This window comes from Micromonospora sp. NPDC049048 (assembly GCF_043197615.1).
GTDB lineage: Bacteria > Actinomycetota > Actinomycetes > Mycobacteriales > Micromonosporaceae > Micromonospora.
The window spans coordinates 572,375-593,026 of the sequence record NZ_JBICTM010000003.1 but is presented as its reverse complement, the minus strand read 5'-3'; the positions used below and the strand labels follow the sequence as shown (position 1 = coordinate 593,026).

The window sequence follows — 20,652 nt, the reverse complement described above, 5'->3', positions numbered from 1 at the left end:
GCCCGGATTCTTGATCCACTCAGGGCGTGGCTGAGCACATGACCCCGGACGAGTTCCGCCGCGCCGGGTACGCCGTGGTGGACTGGATCGCCGACTACTGGACGACGCTGGAGCGACGGCCGGTGACCTCGCAGGACCCGCCCGGGACGGTGGCCGCCCGGCTGCCGGCCGGCCCGCCGGAGCACGGCGAACCGGTGGAAGCCGTCCTCGCCGACCTGGACACCCTGATCACCCCCGGGCTGACCCACTGGCAGCACCCGGGCTTCTTCGGCTACTTCCCGGCCAACACCTCGGGGCCCAGCGTGCTCGGCGACCTCGTCAGCTCCGGGCTGGGCGTACAGGGGATGCTCTGGGCCACCGGCCCGGCGTGCACCGAGCTGGAGACGGTGCTGCTGGACTGGCTCGCCGACCTGCTGGACCTGCCGAAGCGGTTCCGCTCCGGCTCCGGGGGCGGCGGGGTGATCCAGGACTCGGCGTCGTCGGCCACGCTGGTGGCGACCCTGGTCGCGCTGCACCGGGCCGGCGGCGGCCGGTGGCGCGAGGTCGGCGTCGACCGCCGCTACCGCGCCTACGCCTCGACCCAGGGCCACTCGTCCATCGAGAAGGCCGCCCGGATCGCCGGGCTGGGCGCCGACGGCGTACGGCCGGTCGAGGTCGATCCGCAGACGCAGGCGATGTCCCAGGCGGCGCTGCGCGCGGCGATCGAGGCGGACGTGGCCGCCGGAGTCGTACCGGCGATCGTGGTGGCCACCGTCGGCACCACCTCCACGACCGCCATCGACCCGCTGCCGGAGATCGGCGCGATCTGCGCCGAGTACGGGATCTTCCTGCACGTCGACGCCGCGTACGCGGGGGCGGCGGCGGTCTGCCCCGAGCTGCGGTTCGGCCACGCCGGCCTGGAGTACGCCGACTCGTACTGCTTCGACCCGCACAAGTGGCTGCTGACCGGCTTCGACTGCGACGCGTTCTGGGTGGCCGACTCGGCGGAGCTGATCGAGGCGCTGAGCGTACTGCCGGAGTATCTGCGCAACGCCGCCACCGAGTCCGGCGCGGTGATCGACTACCGGGACTGGCAGGTGCCGCTGGGCCGCCGGTTCCGGGCGTTGAAGCTCTGGTTCGTGCTGCGCTGGTACGGCGTCGAGGGGCTGCGGGCGCACATCCGCTCCGGCGTGGCGCTCGCCGCCCGGTTCGCCGACCGGGTACGCGCCGACGACCGGTTCGCGCTGGTGGGGGCGCACCCGTACTCGCTGGTGTGCTTCCGGTTGGAGGCGGACGACGACGTCAACGCGGAACTGCTGGCCCGGGTGAACGCCACGGGCCGGGTGCATCTGACGCACACCCGGGTCAACGGCCGGTACACGCTGCGGCTGGCGGTCGGCTCCCCGCAGACCACCGAGGTCCACGTCGACGAGGCGTGGACCCTGCTCACCGACGCCGCGACCGCCCTGCTCCCCCGCTGACGGCCCCGCCGGGGGCGGAACGTCAGCGGCTGCCAGCGCCTCCTGAGGTAACGGCCGCCGGGGTCGGGAGACGGTCGTCGGCCGGGGCACCCGGCGCGGAAACGGCCACCGAGCCCGGCACCCCGTTTACCTCCGTGGGAACGACCGCCGCGACCGGCGACCCGTCGACCTCCACCACACCCGGTGCGGAGACGGCCGTCGAGGTCCGGGGGCCGGCTGCGAGGGCGGTCGCGGCGATCTCACGCTGACGGCGGGTGCGGAGCAGTGCCCGGACGGCCAGCGCGAGCGCGGCGGCCCAGGCGACGGCCAGCAGGGCGTAGACAGCCGGCCGGGCCGGGCCGCCCAGGTCGGCCGAGCGCATCAGCGTACGGGCGTTGGTCAGCACGATCACGCCGCCGATCGTCGCGCCGAGCAGCTGGGCGGGAACGATACGCACGAGCCAGGCGGCGATCGGTGCGGCGATCAGGCCGCCGACGAGCAGCGCGGCCACCATGGGCAGCAGGAAGCCCTCGGAGCCGAGGCCGATCAGGAAGCCGAGGCTGGCCGCGCCGGCGACCACGAATTCGGAGGTGTCCACCGATCCGATCACCTTGCGCGGCTCCATCCGCCCGCTGACCAGCAGGGCCGGCGTGGCGACCGGGCCCCACCCGCCGCCGCCGGTGGCGTCGACGAAGCCGGCGACCAGGCCGAGCGGGCCGAGGAAGCGGCTGCGCAGCCGGCCGCCGCGCCGGTCGGTACGCAGCGGCCGGGAGAAGCGCACCAGCAGGTACGCGCCGAGGGTGAACAGGATGCCGGCCATCCACGGGGCGGCCGACTCGGTGGAGATCGCGCTGAGGAAGGTCGCACCGGCGAACGCGCCCACGGCTCCGGGGAGCGCGATCCGGGAGACGACCCGCCAGTCGACGTTGCCGAACCGCCAGTGCGACACCCCGGCGGCGAGCGTGGTGCCGATCTCGGCCAGGTGCACGGACGCCGAGGCGGCGGCCGGCGCGACCCCGACGAGCAGCAGCAACGTCGAGGAGGTCAGCCCGTACGCCATGCCGAGCGCGCCGTCGACGAGTTGCGCGGCGAGCCCGACCAGCGCGAGGACCAGCAGCTTGCGCACGAGCGCCCCCTGACTTTTCGGCATCTCCTATCGACTTGGTCGACAATGCGGCACGAAGCAGGCCCCGGTCAAGCAGCCAACCGGTCAGTGAGACGACAGGACCCCTCCGACCGCCGCCACCCGGCAGCGCAGCCAGGCCCCGCCGAAGCCGACCGGGCGGTGACCGACGTCGGGCTTGACCAAGGGCGGTACCGGGGCGCGGCTCAGATCAGTCGCGAACCGGTACAGGTCAGGTCCAGGCGCGCGGGTCGGCGGCCAGCTCGACGACCCGACCCGGGAGCGTGCCGGCGGCGACGTCGGCGACGGTGACCAGTTCCAGGATCTCGCGCTCGCTGGCCCGCAGCGCGATCCAGACCTCCTGGAGGGCCCGGGCGGCCCCGTGGTAGCCGAGTTCCTCGGGCCGCTGCCCGCGTACGTGGGCGAGTGGACCGTCGATCACCCGGATCACCTCGGCCAGCGAGATCTCCCCGGCCGGCCGGGCCAGCCAGTAGCCGCCCTCCGGGCCGCGCTGGGCCTGCACGATGCCGCCCCGGCGCAGTTGCAGCAGGATGCTCTCCAGGAACTTCGGCGGGATCTCCTGGGCACGAGCGATCTGGTCGGCGGTCACGGGCCGGCTTCGCCCGGGCCCGGAGTCGCCGGTCACCGAGGCGAGCTCGGCGACCGCGCGGAGGGCGTAGTCGACCCGGGCGGAGAGACGCATACGGCAAGGTTAGACGCCGGGCCACCCCACCCGGACGATCACCCCTCGACCGATCGGCCAGCGGCGATGCGTCGGCGACCTGGGATGGCACACCGCCGGAGCGGGCGGCGTTGAGCGCCTGACGGACCGCGAGGCCGGCGGTGACGCCGCGACGGCCCCGGCGGTCAGTCGCCGACGCGGCGCAGCAGCCCCTCCTGCACGACGCTGGCGATGTGCCGGCCGTCGGTGGTGAACATCCGACCGGTGGCGAGCCCGCGCGCGCCGGAGGCCGACGGGCTCCAGCAGTCGTAGAGGAACCAGTCGTCGGCGCGGAACGGCCGGTGGAACCACAGCGCGTGGTCGAGGCTGGCCCCGACCACCCCGCCCGGGCCCCAGACCTCACCGTGCATCGAGAGCACCGAGTCGAGCAGCGTCAGGTCGGAGGCGTACGCCAGCGCGCAGGCGTGCAGCAGCGGATCGTCGGGCAGCTTGCCGTCGAAGCGCATCCAGACCCGCTGGTGCGGCTCGGCGGGGCGGTCGCCGGGGCGTACCCAGCCGGGCTCGCCGACGTAGCGGACGTCGATCGGGCGCGGGATCTGCGCCCAGATGCCGAGCCGCTCGGGGTAGCGGGCGAGCCGCTCGGCCATCGTCGGGACCTCGTCCGGCCCCGGCACGTCGGGCGGGTTGGGGGCCTGGTGGTCCAGGCCCTCCTCCGTCCGCTGGAACGACGCCGACATGAAGAAGATCGGCTTGTCGTGCTGGAGCGCCACCGAGCGGCGTACCGAGAACGAGCGGCCGTCGCGGACGTTCTCCACCTCGTACACGATCGGCTCGGCGGGGTCGCCCGGGCGGACGAAGTAGCCGTGCAGGGAGTGCACGAAGCGGGCCGGGTCGACGGTGCGTCCGGCGGCCACCAGCGCCTGGCCCGCGACCTGGCCGCCGTACACCCGCTGGGGACCGACCGGGGGGCTCATCCCCCGGAAGGTCATCCCGCCGGTGTGCTCCAGGTCGAGCACCTCCAGGAGCTGGTCGACCGCCGCCTGGCCGACCGCGACGCCCGCGCCGCTCACTGCAAGGCCCGCGCCGACGCGGCGTCGACCAACGACCCGAGCTGGTGTACGCGCAGCGTGTTGGTCGAGCCCGGGGTGCCGGGCGGGCTGCCGGCGACGATCACCACGTAGTCGCCGGGATTGGCCCGGTCGAGCCCGAGCAGCGCCTGGTCGACCTGGCGGAACATGTCGTCGGTGTGCTCGACGAACGGCATCAGGAACGTCTCCACGCCCCAGGAGAGGGCGAGCTGGTTGCGCACCTCGGGCACGGGGGTGAAGGCGAGCAGCGGCAGGTCGCAGTGCAGCCGCGACAGCCGCCGCACGGTGTCGCCGGTCTGCGAGAAGGCGACGAGTGCCTTCGCGCCGATGGCCCGGGAGATCGAGGACGCGGCGACGGTGAGCGCGCCGCCGTGCGTACGCGGGTCGTGTTGCAGGCGCGGCACGCCGATCGAGCCGGACTCGGTGGTGGTGACGATCTTCGCCATGGTGCTGACCGTGAGCACCGGGTACTTGCCGACGCTGGTCTCGCCCGAGAGCATCACCGCGTCCGCGCCGTCGAGCACGGCGTTGGCCACGTCGGAGGCCTCGGCGCGGGTCGGCCGGGAGTTCTCGATCATCGAGTCGAGCATCTGGGTGGCCACGATGACCGGCTTGGCGTTCTCCCGGCAGAGCTGCACGGCGCGCTTCTGCACCAGCGGCACCTGGTCCAGCGGCAGTTCCACGCCGAGGTCGCCGCGGGCGACCATGATGCCGTCGAAGGCCAGCACGATCTGCTCCAGGCAGTCGACGGCCTCGGGCTTCTCCACCTTGGCCAGCACCGGCCGGTGCACGCCCTCCTCGGCCATGATGCCGTGCACCAGCTTGATGTCGTCCGCGGAGCGGACGAAGGAGAGCGCGATCAGGTCCACGCCGAGGCCGAGCGCGAAACGCAGGTCCTCGGCGTCCTTCTCGGACATCGCCGGCACGCTGACCGCCACGTTCGGCAGCGAGACGCCCTTGTTGTTGGAGACCGGGCCGCCCTCGGTGACCAGGCAGCGGATGTCGTTGCCGGTGACGTCGGTGACCTCGACGGCGACCCGCCCGTCGTCGATCAGCAGCCGGTCGCCGGGCTTGACCTCCTGCGGAAGCTTGCGGTAGGTGCAGGACACCCGGTCCTTGGTGCCGAGGACGTCGTCGCCGGTGATGACGACGGAGTCGCCCGTGCGCCACTCGTGCGGGCCGTCGGCGAAGCGGCCGAGCCGGATCTTCGGGCCCTGCAGGTCGGCGAGCACGGCCACCGGCCGGCCGGCGGCCTCCGCCGCCTCGCGGACCAGCCGGTACACCGCCTCGTGATCCTCGTGGCTGCCGTGGCTGAAGTTGAGCCTCGCCACGTTCATGCCGGCCTCGACGAGGCCCCGGATGCGCTCCGGAGACGAGGTCGCAGGGCCAAGAGTGCAGACGATCTTCGCGCGGCGTGTCACGCCCATCAGGCTAGTCTCTCCTCCGGGTCTGGCTGTGGGCCGACCCCTTGCGGACTGCGGAAATTGTCCAACGACGCGCGGCATGGGCGCAGCCGGCGGGCGGAACCCACGCCGGAACGTCGAGGCGGCGGGCATCGGCGACCGCGCGCCGGAATCGTACGCCCCCGGCGCCACCGGACATCCGGGCGCTCCCCGCCCTTCCGCCCGACCCCGGCACCGCCCCCCGCCGGACACCCGCACCGCCCCCGCGAGGCACCCGCACCGCCTGCGCCGCGCGCATTGCGGGGGCTCGTGGCGCGACCCACGAGAGCCCCACTTCCTGCGCTGGCGACGCGAGCGGGATGATCAGGACGCCATGGACCTTACCCGGCGGTTTCAGGGTCCATGGCGGCCTGATCACGGTTGAGTCGGGTGTTCCCGAGTGGGCACGGTGCCTCGTGGCCAGCGGTCGGCGCACCGCCGCGCAGGCGGCCTGCGGCGGAGCTGTCCGGTTCGGGGGCGCGACCGCGCGCGCCGGGGGCGGCCGCCTGTCGTACCGGCCGGTGGGCGGTTCAGCTCTGCGTCTTGATCAGCGGAAAGTCCAACGAGCCCTCGGGGCAGAGGAAGGTCATCACGTCCACCCGGTAGAGCCCCGCCTGCACGGCCGGGTCGGCCTCCATCACGCTGCGTACGTCGTCGACCGAGCCGGTGCGGGCGAGACCGAAACCGATCGGCGGGTCCGGCTCGCGGGCCGGGCCGTCCACCGAACCGGCGACCAGGATGATGCCGCGCCGTTGCAGGGCCTGCATGTGCGCGAGGTGCTCGGCCTGCAACCGTTGCACCGTCTCCGCCGGCAGCGCCCGCCCGGCCGCGCCGGGATACAGCACGATGCACTCGTACGTGTCGAGCGCGAAGTCGACCTGCGGCACTCCCGTCATGGCGTTCCCTCCCGCGCCGCACACGGCGACATGCGCTCGTTCGACCAACGGGTGGGCTCCCGTGGTCGACGTCCAGCCGGCACGGCCAGCGTCGCACGGGCAGCCGGCCGGCACGGCTGCTCCGGGCAACTTCGTCCGCCCCCCGGCCCGGCTGCGGCCCGGTCGCGCCGTTTGCGCAGGTTCACCCCGGGAACCGCCGCCGACGACAGCGGCGCGAGTTCCACCAACTGCGACGTCGCGAGAACAACGAGACGGACTTCACCTACCCACCGCTGAGATGCACGTCAGCGGGAGCGATCTCATGCCGCCCGCCCCCGTCGCGCACTCGCCACTCAGGTGGGTCGCTGTCCCACCCCCGTCCTACGCTGCCGCCGTGGGTACGAGCTATCAGACGATCCTGGCCTCGGGCGGGCTGACGGAGATCCGCAGGGTGCTGACCGACGTCGGCACCGAGGCGTACGTGACGCAGGTCGGCGAGCGCCGGTGGGCCGTCGTCCCGCGCGAGGAGGAGGACAGCGGCTACGCCGAGGTCGACGACCTGGCGCAGCTGATCACCCTGCTCACGCGCGAGCCGGCGGTCACCTTCAACGTCTTCGACTCCGACGTCATGGCGGCCACCCTGCACGTCGACGGCCACGAGGCGCACTGCTACCTCTCCGACCGGGGCTGGGTGACGGAGTTCTGGGACGACGACGACAACGAGGTCCTCGCCGGCTTCGACGGCACGCTCTACCCGCTGGACGCCCCGCCGCCGCCCGGCCCGAGCGGGGACGACCCGGCCGTGTTCGCGCCGCTGGGGGTCGGCAGGGTCGACGTCGCCGCGCTCGGCGCGGCCCTGCGCGGGGAGGTGCCGCTCGACGACGCGCCCCGGCTGTTCGCCGAGTGCCGGCACCGGGCGATCCTCGACGCGCTGGGGCTGGACCCGTGCCCGCTGACCCGGCCCTTCCGGCACACCCACCTCGACCACGTGCCGGCCCCGGTGCACGTGCGGCCCGGGGGTGACCATCGGCAGGGGTGACGCGGCCCGGGAGTTTCGACCGGGGTGACCGCCGGCAGGGGTGACCTGGCCCGGGAGCCTCGACCGGGGTGACCATCGGCAGGGGTGACCCTGGTCTCGATCGAGCGGGATGATGGTGCGGGCGACGATCGGCGGGAAAGCCCAGTGGTGGCTGGACCAGCCGCGAACACCGACGGACAGGATGGGGAATCCACGCATGACGAGCGACGCCGGCAAGCAGCCCGCGAAGGCCTCGGGGACGTACCGGATCGGGGGTGACCTCCAGGTCGACCGGCTCGGCTACGGGGCGATGCAGCTCACCGGCCCCGGTGTGTGGGGCGACCCGAAGGACCCGGCCGAGGCCGTACGGGTGCTGCGCCGGGCCTACGAGCTGGGCGTGACGTTCATCGACACGGCCGACTCCTACGGGCCCTTCGTCAGCGAGCTGCTGATCCGGGAGGCGCTGCACCCGTACGCCGACGACCTGGTCATCGCGACCAAGGCCGGCCTGACCCGCTCCGGCCCCGGCGACTGGCGGCCGGTGGGGCGCCCGGAATATCTGCGCCAGCAGTGCGAGCTGAGCCTGCGGCACCTCGGCCTGGACTGCATCCCGCTCTACCAGCTGCACCGCATCGACCGGCGGGTGCCGCTCGCCGACCAGCTCGGGGAGCTGGCGCTACTGCGGCAGGAGGGCAAGATCCGGCACGTCGGCCTGTCCGAGGTGACCGTCGAGCAGATCGAGGAGGCCCGGGGCATCGTCCCGATCGTCTCGGTGCAGAACCTCTACAACCTGGCGGACCGCGGCGCGGAGGCCGTCCTGGAGCACTGCGAGCGCAACGACCTCGCGTTCATCCCCTGGTTCCCGATCGCCACCGGCAACCTGGCCCGGCCGGGTGGCCCGCTGGACGCGATCAGCACCGAGCACGGCGCGACGCCGGCCCAGCTCGCCCTCGCCTGGCTGCTGCGCCGGTCGCCGGTGATGCTGCCGATCCCGGGCACGTCGTCGGTGGCGCACCTGGAGGAGAACGTGGCCGCCGCCGAGGTGCGGCTCACCGACGACGAGTACGCGGCCCTGGCCAAGGCCGCCTGACGCGGTGCGGGGACGGGCGGCGCCGGGCCGCCCGTCCCGTCCCGTGCGCTACACGGCGAGGCAGTCGGGGTTGATCGTCTCCCCGCGCAGCGCCTGCCGCACGACCGTGTACGTGGTGCCGTCCAGCACGAGACCGAGGTGACCGACCACGCGCAGCGGGCACGCGGACTGGATCAGCACGTTGGCGGCGCCGTCGGCCAGCGTGGCGTTGTCGACGGGGCGGACCAGTTCGTCCTGCCACGAGCGGACGGTGGTCCAGCGCACCGCCCCGGGGGTGTCGTCGCCGGCGTTGAGTTCGGTGAGGAAGTCCGAGCCGATGGACATCTGCCGGCAGGCGACGACTCCGGCGCAGTTGTTGAGCCCGACGACGTTCAGGATGTTGGCCAGGTAGGTGCCCTGCTGAGGGCTGCCGAGGCTGACGTAGCGCCCGACGGCTTCCGTGCCGCCGAGGAACTTGATGTACCAGCGGGAGACCAGCCCACCCTCGGAGTGGCCGACGACGTCCACCCGGGACGCCCCGGTGGCCGCCCGGATCCGGTCCACGAAGCCGGAGAAGTCGCGGGCGGAGTCGCGGATGTCGCCGAAGCCGAGGCCCGGCAGTTGGTAGATGAAGACCTGGTGACCGTCGGCGCGTAGCCGCGCGGCGATCGGCTCGTACGCGATGGAGATGCCGGTCAGGCCTCCGACGACGATGACGGGATTGCCGGCGTTGGCGGTGTTCGTGGTGGCGGCGGCCGTGGCGGCGCGGTCGGGGGCGGCCGTGGCGGCGCTGGCCGGCACGAGCAGCGCGGCGAGGGCGGCGGCGGCAGCGGTGACGACGATCTTTCGGAGCAGCATGGCTGCACCTCCGGCGGGAGGTACCCCGGGGGCCCGGGGACGGCGGGTGGGAGCCGATCGATCGTGCGACGATGATGCCGAGAGACATTTATATTCGTCAATAGCAAGTTACGAGACGGTAACCACTTGTCGCGCCGAGGGCACAAACCGGCAATCCGGCGGCCACCGTCCACCAGGGACGGTGCCCCACGTCGGCCCCGGCGCGGTGGCATGCTGTGACCCGTGCGCCCGACACCGCCCCGCGAAGAGCCGCTGCGGGTGATGCCGTGGTGGCTGGTGCTCGTCGGCCTACTGGTCGCCGCGCTGCTCGGCTGGCTGGTCCTCGACTGGCTGCTCGGCGAGGCCGACCGCGCCGCCCAGCCCGACACCCGCGCGACGCTGCGCATCGACGCCATCCGCACCGGCCTGACCGTGGTCGCCGGCACCGGCGGCGGGCTCGCGCTGCTGCTCGCCGCCCGGCGACAGTGGATCGGCGAGCGCGCCCAACGGCACCAGGAGGCCGTCGCCGCGCAGGACCAGGCGCACCGGGAACGGGTGCAGGCGCACGCGGAGGCGGTCGCCGAGGCCGGTCAGCGCCACCAGGAGCGGCAGGCCGAGGCGGCCGAGCACGACGCCGCCGAGCGCCGGCTGACCGAGCTGTACACCGGCGCGGTCGAACTGCTCGGCAACGACAACGCCGCCGTACGCCTCGGTGGTCTGCACGCTCTGGAGCGGCTCGGGCAGGACAACCCGGCGCAGCGCGAGACGATCGTGGCGGTGCTCTGCGCGTACCTGCGGATGCCGCCGCCCGAGGACGACGCGCGCGAGGCGGAGGTGCGCCGTACGGCGCAGCGGGTCCTGACACGGCACCTGCGCGCGGGCGACGACGCCTTCTGGCCCGGGGTCAGGCTCGACCTGACCGGCGCCCGGCTCGACGGGTTCGACGCGGCCGGCTGCACGCTGGACGACGCGGACCTCACCGGCGCGGTCTGCACCGGCACCACCAGCCTGGCCGGCGCGACCGCGCACGGGCGGCTGCGGCTGGGCGCGAGCTTCGCCGACCTCGTCTGCGACGAGCTGCGCGGCGACGCCGAGATCGTCCTCGACCACGCCGACGTCACCGGCCGGGTCAGCTTCGAGGGGGCCGAGCTGGCGGGCGGCATGTCGTGCCGGCGGGCCACCCTCGCCCGGGCCTCGTTCCGGGGTGCCACGTTCCACCGGACGGCGAGCTTCGACGCGACCCGCTTCTCCGACAGCGCGACCTTCCGCGACGCGGTCTTCCTGAGCGGGGTCTCGATGGACCATGCCACGTTCACGGGCTACGCCGGGTTCCGGCAGGCCCGCTTCGCGGACATGGCCCTGTTCCGGTGGACCGAGTTCGGCGACCAGACCTGGTTCGAGTGGGCCCACTTCGAGGGCGTGGCGAACTTCGGCCGGGCCCGTTTCCTCGGCCCGGTCACCTTCGACAGCGCGAGGTTCGCCCGGGACCCGCTGGTCGACCAGGCGCGGGCGACCGCCGCCGCCACGCACGTCTGGCCCAGGGGCACCGCCGTCGGCCGGCTCGACGACGACTGGCTGCTGCTCGCCGACGGCTGACGCGCGGTCGTCGCACGGGTCAGGTGGCGGACCTGGTCATCAGGCGTCCCATGAGGGTCTTCGCCCACGGGTGGTATCGCGTGTTCTGGAACGCCGCCACGATCCAGTCGTCTCCGTCGCGACGCAGGACCGCCGTGTTCGTCGAGAGGCGCTTTCTCGACGGGGTGCTCCGGCCCCGCTGCCAGCGCATGATGATGCCGCCGCGCTGCACCACGATCGCCGTCGCGGGGTCGGGGAAGCGGATCGCGCGCTCCACGACGGCGAGCCGGGAGCCGCGCATGATGCCGTCGAACAGAGGCTGGTGACCTGCGGCGATCTCCTCCCGGCCGGTCATCACGGTGCCGTCGAACGCCACGTAGGTCGCCTCCGGCGCGTGCAGGGCGGCGTACGCGTCGGCGTCGCCGGCCTGCCAGCAGGCCTCAAGCCTGGTCAAGGTGTCCAGGACACCGGCGTGTGCGGTGGTGGTCATCGCGGCCCTCCTGATTTACTTAGCTGGATCGTAGTAATTACTACGCTGAATCTAAGTATTGGCGGGCGGAGTGTCAACCAAGAGTGAGCACGTCGGACGAAACCTGGGCCGCGACCTCAGCGGCGCGGTCGTGCTGTTCCACCAGGCCGTCGCGGCGCGCCTGGGGCTGTCGGCGGGCGACCTGAAGACGCTTGAGCTGATCACGACCGACGGGCCGTTCAGCGCGAGCGAGCTGGCCCGGCGCACCGGGCTGACCGCCGCGGGGATCACCAGCGTCGTCGCGCGGCTCGCGGCCGGCGGCTATGTCGTACGGGAGACCGACCCCGGCGACCGGCGGCGGGCAATCATCCGCGCCGCCGACGCCGAGCGTCCCGAGCTGGCCAAGGCGTTCGCCGGGCTCGGCCAGGCACTCGGCGGCGTCATCGCCGAATACGACCCGGCCGAACAGGCGGCGATCGTGAGCTACCTGCGCCGCACGATCGACATCCTGCGCGAGCAGACGATCCGGCTCGGCTCCGAGTCCGACTGACCCGTCGACGCCCCACCGGACCCCGCCGGACCGGATACGCTGCCGTGATGGCGGAGACCATTGAGGACAGCCCGGTCGAGTGGGTGGCCAGCCACGTGCGCCGCTACCTGGAGACCGACGGCGCCGACGGCGGGAAGTACCACGGCTACGACGCCTTGCTGATCACCACGCGGGGGCGCCGCTCGGGCACGCTGCGGCGCACCGCGCTCCTGTACGGCCGCGACGGGGACCGGTACCTGCTGGTGGCGTCGAACGGCGGCGCGGCGCGGCACCCGAACTGGTACCTGAACCTGTGCGCCGACCCGCAGGTGGAGGTGCAGGTCGGGGCCGAGAAGTTCCGGGGCACGGCGCGTACCGCGAGCGCCGAGGAGCGGCCCCGGCTGTGGCAGGCGATGACCGAGGTCTTCCCGACCTACGCCCGCTACCAGGGGGAGACCGACCGGGAGATCCCCGTCGTCATCGTCGAGCGCGCCTGACCGCCCCGGCCAGCAGCTACGGCGAAGGCCCCCTGGCCCACGCGCACGAGCCGGGTGCCCGCTTGCCGCGCCCACGCGGTCGCGCAGGAACGCATCCTCGCCTCTCACGGGAATGGGGTCACGGTGCCAACAGGTGACTACGACAGCTTCGCGAACGCCTATTCGGCGGAGAACGGGTCCAACCTCTTCAACGCGTACTACGAGCGACCTGAGATGCTCCGGCTCGCCGGCGACGTACGGGGTCGCCGGATCCTCGACGCGGGGTGCGGTTCCGGCCCGTTGTCAGCTGAGCTGCGCGCCAGGGGAGCCGTGGTCACCGGCTTCGACGTGAGTGCGGCCATGGTCGGCCTGGCCCGCCAGAGGCTGGGTGAGGACGCCGACCTGCGCGTGGCGGACCTGGGCGCGCCACTGCCGTTCGCAGACGCCGAGTTCGATGACGTCGTCGCGTCCCTGGTCCTGCACTACCTGGAGGACTGGTCCGGTCCCCTCGCCGAGCTGCGTCGCGTGCTGAAGCCAGGCGGTCGCCTGATCATCTCGGTCATCCATCCCACCGTCTATGCGATCGCGTACCCCAAGGCCGACTACTTCGCGCTGACGAAGTACTCCGAGGACTACGTCATGGACGGCCGGACCGTGTGGCTGACCTACTGGCACCGGCCGCTGCACGCCATCGCAGGTGCTTTCGCTGCCGCCGGGTTCCGCATCACGACGATCAGCGAGCCGCCCCCTTCGCCGGACACTCCCGCCGAGCTGCTTCCACCCGACATGAGCTCCGGGTCCTTCATCTGTTTCCTCTTCTTCGTCCTCGAATCCGCCCAGAACCCGTCCTGTCGATCATAAAGCCAGCTGACGGCGGCGACGAGGACGGTGCGGGCCAGCGTTCGCCACGACGCACCACCAGCACATCGCCGGAGAGCAACCACTACACGATCGGCGGGACGCGCCCCAGGCGAGCCGGCCGTCAGGCGAGGTCGGTGAGTCGGGCGACGAAGGCCCGCCAGGCGGTCGGCGTGAAGACCAGCGCGGGACCGGCCGGGTCCTTCGAATCCCGTACGCCGACGACGCCGAGCAGATTGTCGGCCACCTCGACGCAGTCACCACCGTTGGAGCTGCTACGGGTGCTCTTGCGCCAGACGGCGCCGGTCAGGTCAGCCATGATCTAGCCTCAAGAAAGTCGATGGTCTGGCGACGCGGAAGTGCTACCGAACGCAGCGTATCCCAGATGGACCAAAGGTCGCCGGTATCGTTCGTCAGCCTGCCAGCCGCCTGGTCATCGAGGTAGGCGACGTCGCCGTCCTCTGTGGTCGCGATGACGAACGGTCCCGCCTGTCCCGCATGCAGGCCGGCGTCCAGCGGCAGCACGTGCAGGAGGATGTTGGGCCGCTGAGCCATCTTGACCAGGTGATCCAGCTGCGGATGCATGATCTCCGGCGCTCCTCGGCGAAGGGCGAACTCGTCGAGAACGGCGATGAAGAGAGGCGGCTTGCGCCGTTCGAGGACCGCCTTCTGCCGACGCAGTCGGGTCTCGACGTACTCGGTCACCTCGTCCGGCCCGAGTAGTCCACTGGCGAGAACCGCTGACGCGTATTCGGGCGTCTGCAACAGTCCCGGGATGACCGCTATCTGAAACGACCGCAGTGCTGTCGCCTGAAGCTCCGTCTCCACCCATGGCCGCAGCCACGCCGGCTCACGACGTTTCAAAACGTCCGGCCAAAGATCCTCGACCTCGCGTCCGAGGGCGGCAGCAGCCGCCACGCGGTGACGCGGATGAGGTACCCGTCCCGGCGTGACCCAGCGCGCAACCGTCTTCGGATCCACACCGACCTGCTCAGCAAGGCTCTCGACGGTCTGGCCGGAGTCGGCTATGGCCACCCTCAACGCCTGGTTCATGCCCGCCTCCAACAGGACGTCCTCAACGTCTATGGAATCTATATCTACAGGGTGTAGCCGTCCACATTCGGCGAGCGATGGTTTGCGCAGGCGGCAAGGGATCAGCAGGGAGCCACTCACTCGCCGCCCACCCTTGATTAAGGAGGCGTCTGTGCCCGTGCCGAGGCCCGCGAATGGCGTCCCGGCGTCGCGCTGGGCGACGCGTCCAGCCGCCGCGACGCCCAGCACCCGCGAGGACGGGACGCCCCGGGTCCGCCCAGGCGTGTACCTGCTGACGCGCGAGGCGTCCCCGCAGTTCACGAAGCCGATCACCGTACGGGTGATCCGCGAACGGACCGACCTGATCACCTACCACGGCTGGACGTGGATCGAGGTATATCAGCTCGATGCGCGGGGCGAGGCGGTCGAGCAACGCGAGTTGTACGTGCGGCCCGACGGGATGCGCCCCGCGCAGGCACCGTCGGCCGAGCCGCGCACTCCGGCCCGGCGGAACGCGGGGACCAGCCGGTGAGCGCGCCGCTCCGTGACCACGTACCGTCCCGCCCGACGTGGCGCTGCCGGGCCTGCGGGATCGCCTGGCCGTGTTCGCCGGCGAAGCTGCGTCTCCTCGCGAAGTACCGGGGCGACATGCCGGGACTCATGGTCCACCTCGTGGAGCTGCGGGAGGAAGCCGCCGCGCAGCTCGCCCAGCAGGACGCCGGCACGCAGTCGACGGATCTGCACAGGCGCTTCACGGACTGGGTGCCAGCCTGCTCCCACTGACACCACACCTACCCCACGCGACAGTGCCCGGGCGGCGCGTCCCCCGGCCGCCCGACGCGCCCCCACCCGTCGACACCCGCCGAGAAGACCCGACAGGAAGACCCATGGAAGCCTCCCGCACGACGACGGCCACGAGTGGAACACCATGGCTGTCTCCCGGCCCTGGTGACACCCCTGGTGTTCCACCGGCCACGTCTCGCCGCCGGCGTCGTCGGGGGCGCGGATGGTGAGCATGGCGGTCGTCGCGCGTCCGGGCTGGAGGGTGGTCTCAGGACCTCAAGGACGCCGACGACCGCCTCTTCGCGCATCCGCCGCAAACGCTGACCTGTTGGTCGACGAGCCGTACCCTGCCCGGAGGTGCGCCAACTGGTCAGGAACGCCAGCGTCCGAACCGATCCGTGCACGCCGGTGAGCTGCGCGGCGCGACCCGGCCAGCCTTGCAGTCAGCGCAGGACGCGGAAGAGCAGCAGGAATGCCACGTAGGCGACCGGCACGGCGGCGAAGCAGATCAGGAAGCCGAGGTGCACGTAGCGGGGTGGGGTGCCGGCGACCATGGCCGGCCTCCCCCAGCGACCGAGCACCAGGTAACCGGCGAAGAAGGAGAGCGCCGGCAGCCCCGCGCAGATCCACGCGCCGAGGGTGAAGCCGTCGACCAGCCCGACGCCGGAGGCGAGCACCATGATCATCATGAGGATCGCGCCCACGGCCGCGCAGCCCGCGTAGACCGCGAGCGCCCGGGCCACCGGCGACCAGGCCGGCAGCAGCGCCGGCCGCTGCGCGAGCAGCTCGGTCTGCTGCCCGTGCCGGTCGGACTCGTCGGCGTAGCGGCGGGCCAACTCCAGCTCGACGGCCGGATCGGCCTCCGCCGGGCGCGGGGCCGGCACCCCACCCGCCGCCGGGCTCGCCGCCGTCGGCAGCGCCAGCCTCGACTCCCCCACCCCACCCTGGGGGTACGCCCCGACATCCGGCCGCCCCGGCGCGCCGGCTGCGCCGGCGTACTCCCGGTCCCCCGATCCGGCACCGGCGAACGTGGCGCTCCCGGGACCACCGTCGCCGGCGGAGGGGGCACCTGCGTGCGACCCGACGCCGTGCGGCGCAGCCACCTGTCGCCCGCTTACGTGCGACCCGGCCCCGTGCGGCCCGGCCCCGTGGGGCGCGCTCGCGGGCGGCGGTGGCGCGGATGGCGGCCCAGCGGACGGCGTGGACGGCACGGACGGCGCGGGTGCCGTGGATGGTGCGGGCACAGGGCCGGCGGGCACGCTGGACGCCGGGATGCCGATGGCCTGGCCGAGCTGGTCGAGGCGCTGCCCCTGGGCGTTGAGCCGGCGCTGGAGGTAGTCGGCGGCGGCGTGCAGGTTGCGCCGGCGGTCGGCGTCGGCGGCGGCACCGCGCTCGCCGGCCCGCCGCCGCTCGGCGAGTTGCCGGGCCAGCGCCGCGTACTCCTCGAAGGTGGACACCGCCTCAGTCCTCCCCCTCCGGGCCGTGCCCGTCGCGGGCGAACGGCACGATGAGCCGGGTGCGCTGGTCGTGCCGGTCGACCAGGAGCGCCCGGTCGGGCCGGGGCGCGTACGCGAGGTCGTGCACGCCGAGGTGCAGCCCCAGCTCCGCGCCGGGCACGTTCAGCGCGACCAGGCAGGCGACGTCGTCGCGGTTGTGGGCGCCGCCGAGGTCGTCGGCGAGGCGGCGCAACCCGCGCCACCAGCCGAGCAGGTGCACCCCCTGGCCGGGCCCCTGGCGCAGCACGGTGCGCAGGTCGTCGTGACCGGAGCGGAAGGTCTCCGCGTCGGTGGCGGCGAGCACCCCGCTGGCGGCGTCGACGCCGAAGACCACGAGATAGGTACGGCCGGCAGGCGGCTCGGCGGGTGTCGACGGCGCGGCGGCGAGGGCGCCGAGGTGCCGGCGCAGCCCGACCGCGTCGAGGCGGTCCACCGGGTGGCCGGCGGCGGCCAGGATCGCGGCGGTGTCGTCGGCGGCGGGCTCGGCTGCGGTGACCAGCGGGGCGAGCAGGAAGCGGGCGCCGCCCGGGGCGTGCTGCCGGGCGAGGCTCAGGGTGGCCGCGCGCAGCACCTCCGCGCCGGTGACCGAGGTGCCGACGACGGCCAGGTGCCGGCCGGGGGACGCGTCCATCATGAACAGCGCGGAGGTGCCCTCGACGTCGACCGTACGCCCCACGAGGGCCAGCGGCCGACGCCCGCCGGGACGCAGTCCGGCGAAGGTCGGGTCGTCCTCGACGTGGGCGGCCTCGTAGCCCCGGAAGACCGACGGGGGGCGCGCGCCCGCCGGTCGGGCCTGCCACAGCTCGTGGCGCAGCCCCGCCAACTCCTTCGCGGCGGCGTGCGCGTCGGGGAAGCGGACGGTCGTGTCGGCGCCGACCGCGCCGGCCGCCGTGTTGAGCACGGCCGAGCCGACCGGCAGGGTCTGGGCGGCCTCGTTCAGCGGGTCGAGCACCCCGCCGCCACCGGGCAGCGCCACCCGCAGCGCGAACTGGCCGAAGATCGCCTCGGCCCGGCCGTAGAGCGCCTCGACGCCGGTCATGCTCTGGCTGGCGAGGACCAGGTGCACGCCGTACGAGCGGCCCTTGCGGGCCAGTTCCTCCAGCAGGTCGACGGACTCGCGGGCGAGCGCGTCGTTGCCGGCGAGGAGCACGTGGAACTCGTCGATCACCGCCACGATGCGGGGCACCGGGGTGTCGCGGGGCAGGTCGGCGAGCTTGGTGACGCCGTGCCGTTTGAGGGTGGTGGCCCGCCGCGACAGCTCCCGGCGCAGCTCGCGCAGTACGGCCACGCCGTACTCCCGGTCGGACTCGATGCCGACCGCCCGCGCGTGCGGCAGCCAGGACGGGTCGCGGGGCGTGGGGACGAACTCGGTGAAGCTCACCCCCTCCTTGAAGTCGAGCAGGTAGAGCTGGAGTTCGGCCGGCGAGTAGCGGGCGGCCAGCCCGTAGAGGACGTCGAGCAGGAAGACGGTCTTGCCGGCGCCGGTGCGCCCGCCGACGAGCCAGTGCGGGGTGGCGTCGTCGAAGGCGACGGTGACGCGGTCGCGGCCGGCCCGGCCGACCACGGTGCGCAGCCCGTTGCCGGCCGACTCGGCCCAGCGCCGCTCGGGCAGCAGCTCGACGAAGCCGACCGCGTCGCTGCGCCGGGCGGCGGCGCCGAGGTGCGCGGCGAGGGCCGCCACCGACGCCGCCGGCGGATCGCCGTCGAGCACGACGGGGGCCGCCAGTCCGCTGCCGTCGTGGCTGAACGGGGCCCCGGGCGGGTCGCCGACGTGGGCGTACCGCTCGGTCAACCGGATGGTGGTGGTGGCGCCGAGCTGCGGTGCCGGCTCCGTCGACGCGGCGGTGGGCCGGCCCGCGACCAGCACGCAGACGGCGGCGGCCGGCCCGGCGTGGGTGAGCGCGGCGAGCCGGGCCGCCTCGCGCGGCGGCGGCGCCGACGCGGCGACGACCAGCAGCAGTTCCTGCTCGGGGCGGTCGGCGTGCCGGGCGGCGCGGGCGTGCTGCTCGGCGGCGTCGAGCAGGGCGGTCACCTCGGCCTCGCCGGTGGCCGGCGGGTCGAGCACGCCGGCGTCGACGAGCGGGCGCAGCGGCCCGAAGGTGGCGCCGAGCGCGGCGGTGTCGATCCCGGCGACCCGGACGCCGCCGGTCGGGGCGGTGGCGAGCAGCCGCAGCACGAGCGCCCGCAGCAGGCCGGCCACCCGGGGGTCGCGGGCGTCCGCGTCGACGGCGAGGTGGTGACCACCACCCAGCGGTACGAGGACGGGGAAGGAACCGTCGGGAGTGGACGCCTCGCCGACGCGCACGGGTACGGGCGCGGCGGTCACGGGGGTGGCCCCGGGGGTCGGGGTGCCGAGCGCGCCGCCGAGTGCCGCGAGCCGCGTGACCAGCTCGGCTGCGCCGGCCGGGGTGGCCCGGGGCACCTGCCCGGCGAGCGCCCGGCGGGCGGTGTCGAGGTGTGCCCGGGCCGCCCGGTGCGCCGCGACCGCCTGCCCGTACGCCGACGCGAGCCTGCCCACTTTCCGCTCCCGTCGCCGTCTCCCCGCCTGGTCCCCAAGGACCCTAACGGACACCGTCGACACCCGGACAGTGGCGAGCCGGGCGCGTCGGACGAACCGCTCTGCCTCACCGGCGCGGGTGCGAGGACGGGCACCTTCCTGTCCAGAAACGACAAGGAAGGTGCCCGTCCTGGTGGGCGGTGCGTCAGCCGGTGACGGCGGTCAGCGCCGGCAGGTAGCCGTGGCGGTAGCCGTCGGCGTCGGGGTGGTACGCCTCGATGACGCCGCTGATGTCGTTGATCCACGGGTCGGCAGCGCAGACCCCGTGCCCGGCGAAGTACGGCCGGGTGTCGACGAACGTGGCTCCGGCCGCGCCGGCCCGGCCGGAGATGACGGTGGCGAGCACGTCGGCGGCCTCGTTGAGGATGGTCCGCTTGTAGGTGCTCATCGCCAGCAGCCCGCAGGAGCCGGTCTCGAACAGGCGCGGGTAGCCGAGCACGATCAGCCGCGCGTTCGGGGCCCGGTTCCGGATGGCCGAGTACGTGGCGTCGAGCCGGCCCGGCAGCGTCGCGGTGGCGAACGCCTTGGCCTCGTTGACGGCGTTGGTGCAGTTGGAGGTGCTGCCGAAGCGGCAGCTGGTGATCACGTCGACGAAGCCGGCGTCGTTGCCGCCGATGGTGATGGTGACCAGGGTGGTGCTGGTGCTCAGCGAGCTGACCTGGTTGTTGATCACGTCGGAGGTGACGGCCCCGCCGCAGGCGGCGAACTGGAAGCTGCTGACCGCGTTGGCGGCGGCCCACAGCGGTGCGTACGACTTCTGGCTGCGCAGGCAGCTGGAGAGGTCGTACGGGCCGGCGCCGACGCCGGAGGAGTAGGAGTCGCCGAGGGCCACGTAGTTGACGGCGGCGGCCTGGGCGGTGCCGGGGGCGAGCACCGCGCCGAGGGCGGCGGTGCACAGGGCGACCAGCGCGGCGAGGGCGCGGGCCAGCGGGCGGTGGGGCATGCGGGACCTCCACGGGACAGGGGCGGTGGAGCCGGTGACCGCGCGCGTGGCCAGGGCGGAGTGCTTGTTACCAGGCGGTAAATGGTATCGAAATATCTCGATTCATGGAAGCACAGCGCCGGTACGGCCACGGCCTCGCGGCGGCACGGGGGTACCGCCCCGACATGCCGGAGTGTCGTCCACATGAGGCCCAGCAGAAGCAGGGAGAGTCGCGCCGGCGTGGGGGGGGGGGGGGGCGGGGGCCCCCCCCCCCCCCCCGGGGGGGGGCCCCCCCCCCGCGGGGGGGGGGGGGGGGGGCCCCCCGCCGGGGGGGGGGGGGGCCCCCCGCCGGGGGGCGGGGGGGGGCGGGCCGGGGGCGGGG

General features: G+C 73.7%; 21 protein-coding genes. 9 read left to right on the top strand and 12 right to left on the bottom strand.

Annotation, left to right across the window (positions count from 1 at the left end; all coding sequences use genetic code 11):
• Positions 1-26: 26 nt before the first annotated feature.
• Complete coding sequence (locus ACGFIG_RS13315; protein WP_393002362.1) at positions 27-1,460, top strand: pyridoxal-dependent decarboxylase; 1,434 nt, start codon at positions 27-29, stop codon at positions 1,458-1,460.
• Positions 1,461-1,482: 22 nt separating this feature from the next.
• Here ACGFIG_RS13315 and ACGFIG_RS13310 read toward each other — a convergent pair whose 3' ends face one another.
• From ACGFIG_RS13310 to ACGFIG_RS13290, 5 genes are all read right to left on the bottom strand, one after another.
• The gene (locus ACGFIG_RS13310) at positions 1,483-2,565 is read right to left on the bottom strand and encodes a sulfite exporter TauE/SafE family protein (protein ID WP_393002923.1); all 1,083 of its coding nucleotides are present in this window, start codon (positions 2,563-2,565) and stop codon (positions 1,483-1,485) included.
• A 229-nt stretch (positions 2,566-2,794) separates the two neighbouring features.
• Positions 2,795-3,265 (bottom strand): RrF2 family transcriptional regulator, encoded by a 471-nt coding sequence (locus tag ACGFIG_RS13305; RefSeq protein WP_393002360.1) that lies wholly within the window; start codon positions 3,263-3,265, stop codon positions 2,795-2,797.
• 164 nt (positions 3,266-3,429) lie between these two features.
• Positions 3,430-4,314, bottom strand: coding sequence for an acyl-CoA thioesterase (locus ACGFIG_RS13300; RefSeq protein ID WP_393002358.1), 885 nt, complete (start codon positions 4,312-4,314; stop codon positions 3,430-3,432).
• On the bottom strand, positions 4,311-5,759 hold the full coding sequence (pyk, locus tag ACGFIG_RS13295; RefSeq protein WP_393002356.1) for a pyruvate kinase: 1,449 nt from the start codon (positions 5,757-5,759) through the stop codon (positions 4,311-4,313). The genes ACGFIG_RS13300 and pyk overlap by 4 nt, the downstream gene beginning before the upstream one ends.
• A 545-nt stretch (positions 5,760-6,304) precedes the next feature.
• On the bottom strand, positions 6,305-6,670 hold the full coding sequence (locus ACGFIG_RS13290; RefSeq protein WP_393002354.1) for a YciI family protein: 366 nt from the start codon (positions 6,668-6,670) through the stop codon (positions 6,305-6,307).
• Between the two features lie 373 nt (positions 6,671-7,043).
• On the opposite strand from ACGFIG_RS13290, the gene ACGFIG_RS13285 reads away from it, so the two are divergent.
• Positions 7,044-7,688, top strand: a complete 645-nt coding sequence (locus tag ACGFIG_RS13285) for a hypothetical protein (RefSeq protein ID WP_393002347.1) — start codon at positions 7,044-7,046, stop codon at positions 7,686-7,688.
• Positions 7,689-7,884: 196 nt separating this feature from the next.
• On the top strand, positions 7,885-8,757 hold the full coding sequence (locus ACGFIG_RS13280; protein ID WP_393002345.1) for an aldo/keto reductase: 873 nt from the start codon (positions 7,885-7,887) through the stop codon (positions 8,755-8,757).
• A gap of 48 nt (positions 8,758-8,805) precedes the next feature.
• Here the strand turns inward: ACGFIG_RS13280 and ACGFIG_RS13275 are convergent, their stop codons facing one another.
• Positions 8,806-9,594 (bottom strand): lipase family alpha/beta hydrolase, encoded by a 789-nt coding sequence (locus tag ACGFIG_RS13275; protein ID WP_393002343.1) that lies wholly within the window; start codon positions 9,592-9,594, stop codon positions 8,806-8,808.
• Positions 9,595-9,816: 222 nt separating this feature from the next.
• Between ACGFIG_RS13275 and ACGFIG_RS13270 the strand changes: the two genes are divergently transcribed.
• A complete protein-coding gene (locus ACGFIG_RS13270) occupies positions 9,817-11,169 on the top strand; it encodes a pentapeptide repeat-containing protein (protein WP_393002341.1) in 1,353 nt (450 codons plus the stop codon).
• Between the two features lie 19 nt (positions 11,170-11,188).
• On the opposite strand, the gene ACGFIG_RS13265 is transcribed toward ACGFIG_RS13270, so the two are convergent.
• The gene (locus ACGFIG_RS13265) at positions 11,189-11,638 is read right to left on the bottom strand and encodes an SgcJ/EcaC family oxidoreductase (protein ID WP_393002339.1); all 450 of its coding nucleotides are present in this window, start codon (positions 11,636-11,638) and stop codon (positions 11,189-11,191) included.
• 70 nt (positions 11,639-11,708) lie between these two features.
• Between ACGFIG_RS13265 and ACGFIG_RS13260 the strand changes: the two genes are divergently transcribed.
• From ACGFIG_RS13260 to ACGFIG_RS13250, 3 genes are all read left to right on the top strand, one after another.
• Positions 11,709-12,167, top strand: coding sequence for a MarR family winged helix-turn-helix transcriptional regulator (locus ACGFIG_RS13260; protein ID WP_393002337.1), 459 nt, complete (start codon positions 11,709-11,711; stop codon positions 12,165-12,167).
• A gap of 47 nt (positions 12,168-12,214) precedes the next feature.
• Positions 12,215-12,643 (top strand): nitroreductase family deazaflavin-dependent oxidoreductase, encoded by a 429-nt coding sequence (locus ACGFIG_RS13255; protein WP_393002335.1) that lies wholly within the window; start codon positions 12,215-12,217, stop codon positions 12,641-12,643.
• A 123-nt stretch (positions 12,644-12,766) separates the two neighbouring features.
• Positions 12,767-13,483 (top strand): class I SAM-dependent methyltransferase, encoded by a 717-nt coding sequence (locus tag ACGFIG_RS13250; protein WP_393002333.1) that lies wholly within the window; start codon positions 12,767-12,769, stop codon positions 13,481-13,483.
• Between the two features lie 121 nt (positions 13,484-13,604).
• Here ACGFIG_RS13250 and ACGFIG_RS13245 read toward each other — a convergent pair whose 3' ends face one another.
• Together ACGFIG_RS13245 and ACGFIG_RS13240 are read right to left on the bottom strand one after the other, a co-directional pair.
• Complete coding sequence (locus tag ACGFIG_RS13245; RefSeq protein ID WP_393002331.1) at positions 13,605-13,799, bottom strand: DUF397 domain-containing protein; 195 nt, start codon at positions 13,797-13,799, stop codon at positions 13,605-13,607.
• Positions 13,787-14,533: a Scr1 family TA system antitoxin-like transcriptional regulator gene (locus ACGFIG_RS13240; RefSeq protein ID WP_393002329.1), complete on the bottom strand. Its 747-nt coding sequence runs from the start codon at positions 14,531-14,533 to the stop codon at positions 13,787-13,789. Before ACGFIG_RS13240 ends, ACGFIG_RS13245 begins: the two co-directional genes overlap by 13 nt.
• Before the next feature lie 262 nt (positions 14,534-14,795).
• On the opposite strand from ACGFIG_RS13240, the gene ACGFIG_RS13235 reads away from it, so the two are divergent.
• Together ACGFIG_RS13235 and ACGFIG_RS13230 are read left to right on the top strand one after the other, a co-directional pair.
• Positions 14,796-15,044 carry a hypothetical protein gene (locus tag ACGFIG_RS13235; protein WP_393002327.1) on the top strand — a complete coding sequence of 83 codons (249 nt, stop codon included), beginning with the start codon at positions 14,796-14,798 and terminating at the stop codon, positions 15,042-15,044.
• Positions 15,041-15,295 carry a flavin reductase gene (locus ACGFIG_RS13230; RefSeq protein ID WP_393002325.1) on the top strand — a complete coding sequence of 85 codons (255 nt, stop codon included), beginning with the start codon at positions 15,041-15,043 and terminating at the stop codon, positions 15,293-15,295. Before ACGFIG_RS13235 ends, ACGFIG_RS13230 begins: the two co-directional genes overlap by 4 nt.
• 443 nt (positions 15,296-15,738) lie before the next feature.
• On the opposite strand, the gene ACGFIG_RS13225 is transcribed toward ACGFIG_RS13230, so the two are convergent.
• From ACGFIG_RS13225 to ACGFIG_RS13215, 3 genes are all read right to left on the bottom strand, one after another.
• Entirely contained in the window at positions 15,739-16,752 is a 1,014-nt protein-coding gene (locus tag ACGFIG_RS13225) for a hypothetical protein (RefSeq protein WP_393002323.1), read from the bottom strand.
• Positions 16,753-16,756: 4 nt separating this feature from the next.
• Positions 16,757-19,309: an FtsK/SpoIIIE domain-containing protein gene (locus ACGFIG_RS13220; RefSeq protein WP_393002322.1), complete on the bottom strand. Its 2,553-nt coding sequence runs from the start codon at positions 19,307-19,309 to the stop codon at positions 16,757-16,759.
• Positions 19,310-19,493: 184 nt separating this feature from the next.
• A complete protein-coding gene (locus ACGFIG_RS13215) occupies positions 19,494-20,291 on the bottom strand; it encodes an SGNH/GDSL hydrolase family protein (protein WP_393002320.1) in 798 nt (265 codons plus the stop codon).
• Between the last annotated feature and the right edge of the window lie 361 nt (positions 20,292-20,652).

Bases quoted from the DNA above. Each gene is read 5' to 3' on its own strand.
- ACGFIG_RS13305 (WP_393002360.1), bottom strand. From the start codon at position 3,265: ATGCGTCTCTCCGCCCGGGTCGACTACGCCCTCCGCGCGGTCGCCGAG.
- pyk (WP_393002356.1), bottom strand. From the start codon at position 5,759: ATGGGCGTGACACGCCGCGCGAAGATCGTCTGCACTCTTGGCCCTGCG.
- ACGFIG_RS13290 (WP_393002354.1), bottom strand. From the start codon at position 6,670: ATGACGGGAGTGCCGCAGGTCGACTTCGCGCTCGACACGTACGAGTGC.
- ACGFIG_RS13280 (WP_393002345.1), top strand. From the start codon at position 7,885: ATGACGAGCGACGCCGGCAAGCAGCCCGCGAAGGCCTCGGGGACGTAC.
- ACGFIG_RS13275 (WP_393002343.1), bottom strand. From the start codon at position 9,594: ATGCTGCTCCGAAAGATCGTCGTCACCGCTGCCGCCGCCGCCCTCGCC.
- ACGFIG_RS13265 (WP_393002339.1), bottom strand. From the start codon at position 11,638: ATGACCACCACCGCACACGCCGGTGTCCTGGACACCTTGACCAGGCTT.
- ACGFIG_RS13255 (WP_393002335.1), top strand. From the start codon at position 12,215: ATGGCGGAGACCATTGAGGACAGCCCGGTCGAGTGGGTGGCCAGCCAC.
- ACGFIG_RS13245 (WP_393002331.1), bottom strand. From the start codon at position 13,799: ATGGCTGACCTGACCGGCGCCGTCTGGCGCAAGAGCACCCGTAGCAGC.
- ACGFIG_RS13240 (WP_393002329.1), bottom strand. From the start codon at position 14,533: ATGAACCAGGCGTTGAGGGTGGCCATAGCCGACTCCGGCCAGACCGTC.
- ACGFIG_RS13215 (WP_393002320.1), bottom strand. From the start codon at position 20,291: ATGCCCCACCGCCCGCTGGCCCGCGCCCTCGCCGCGCTGGTCGCCCTG.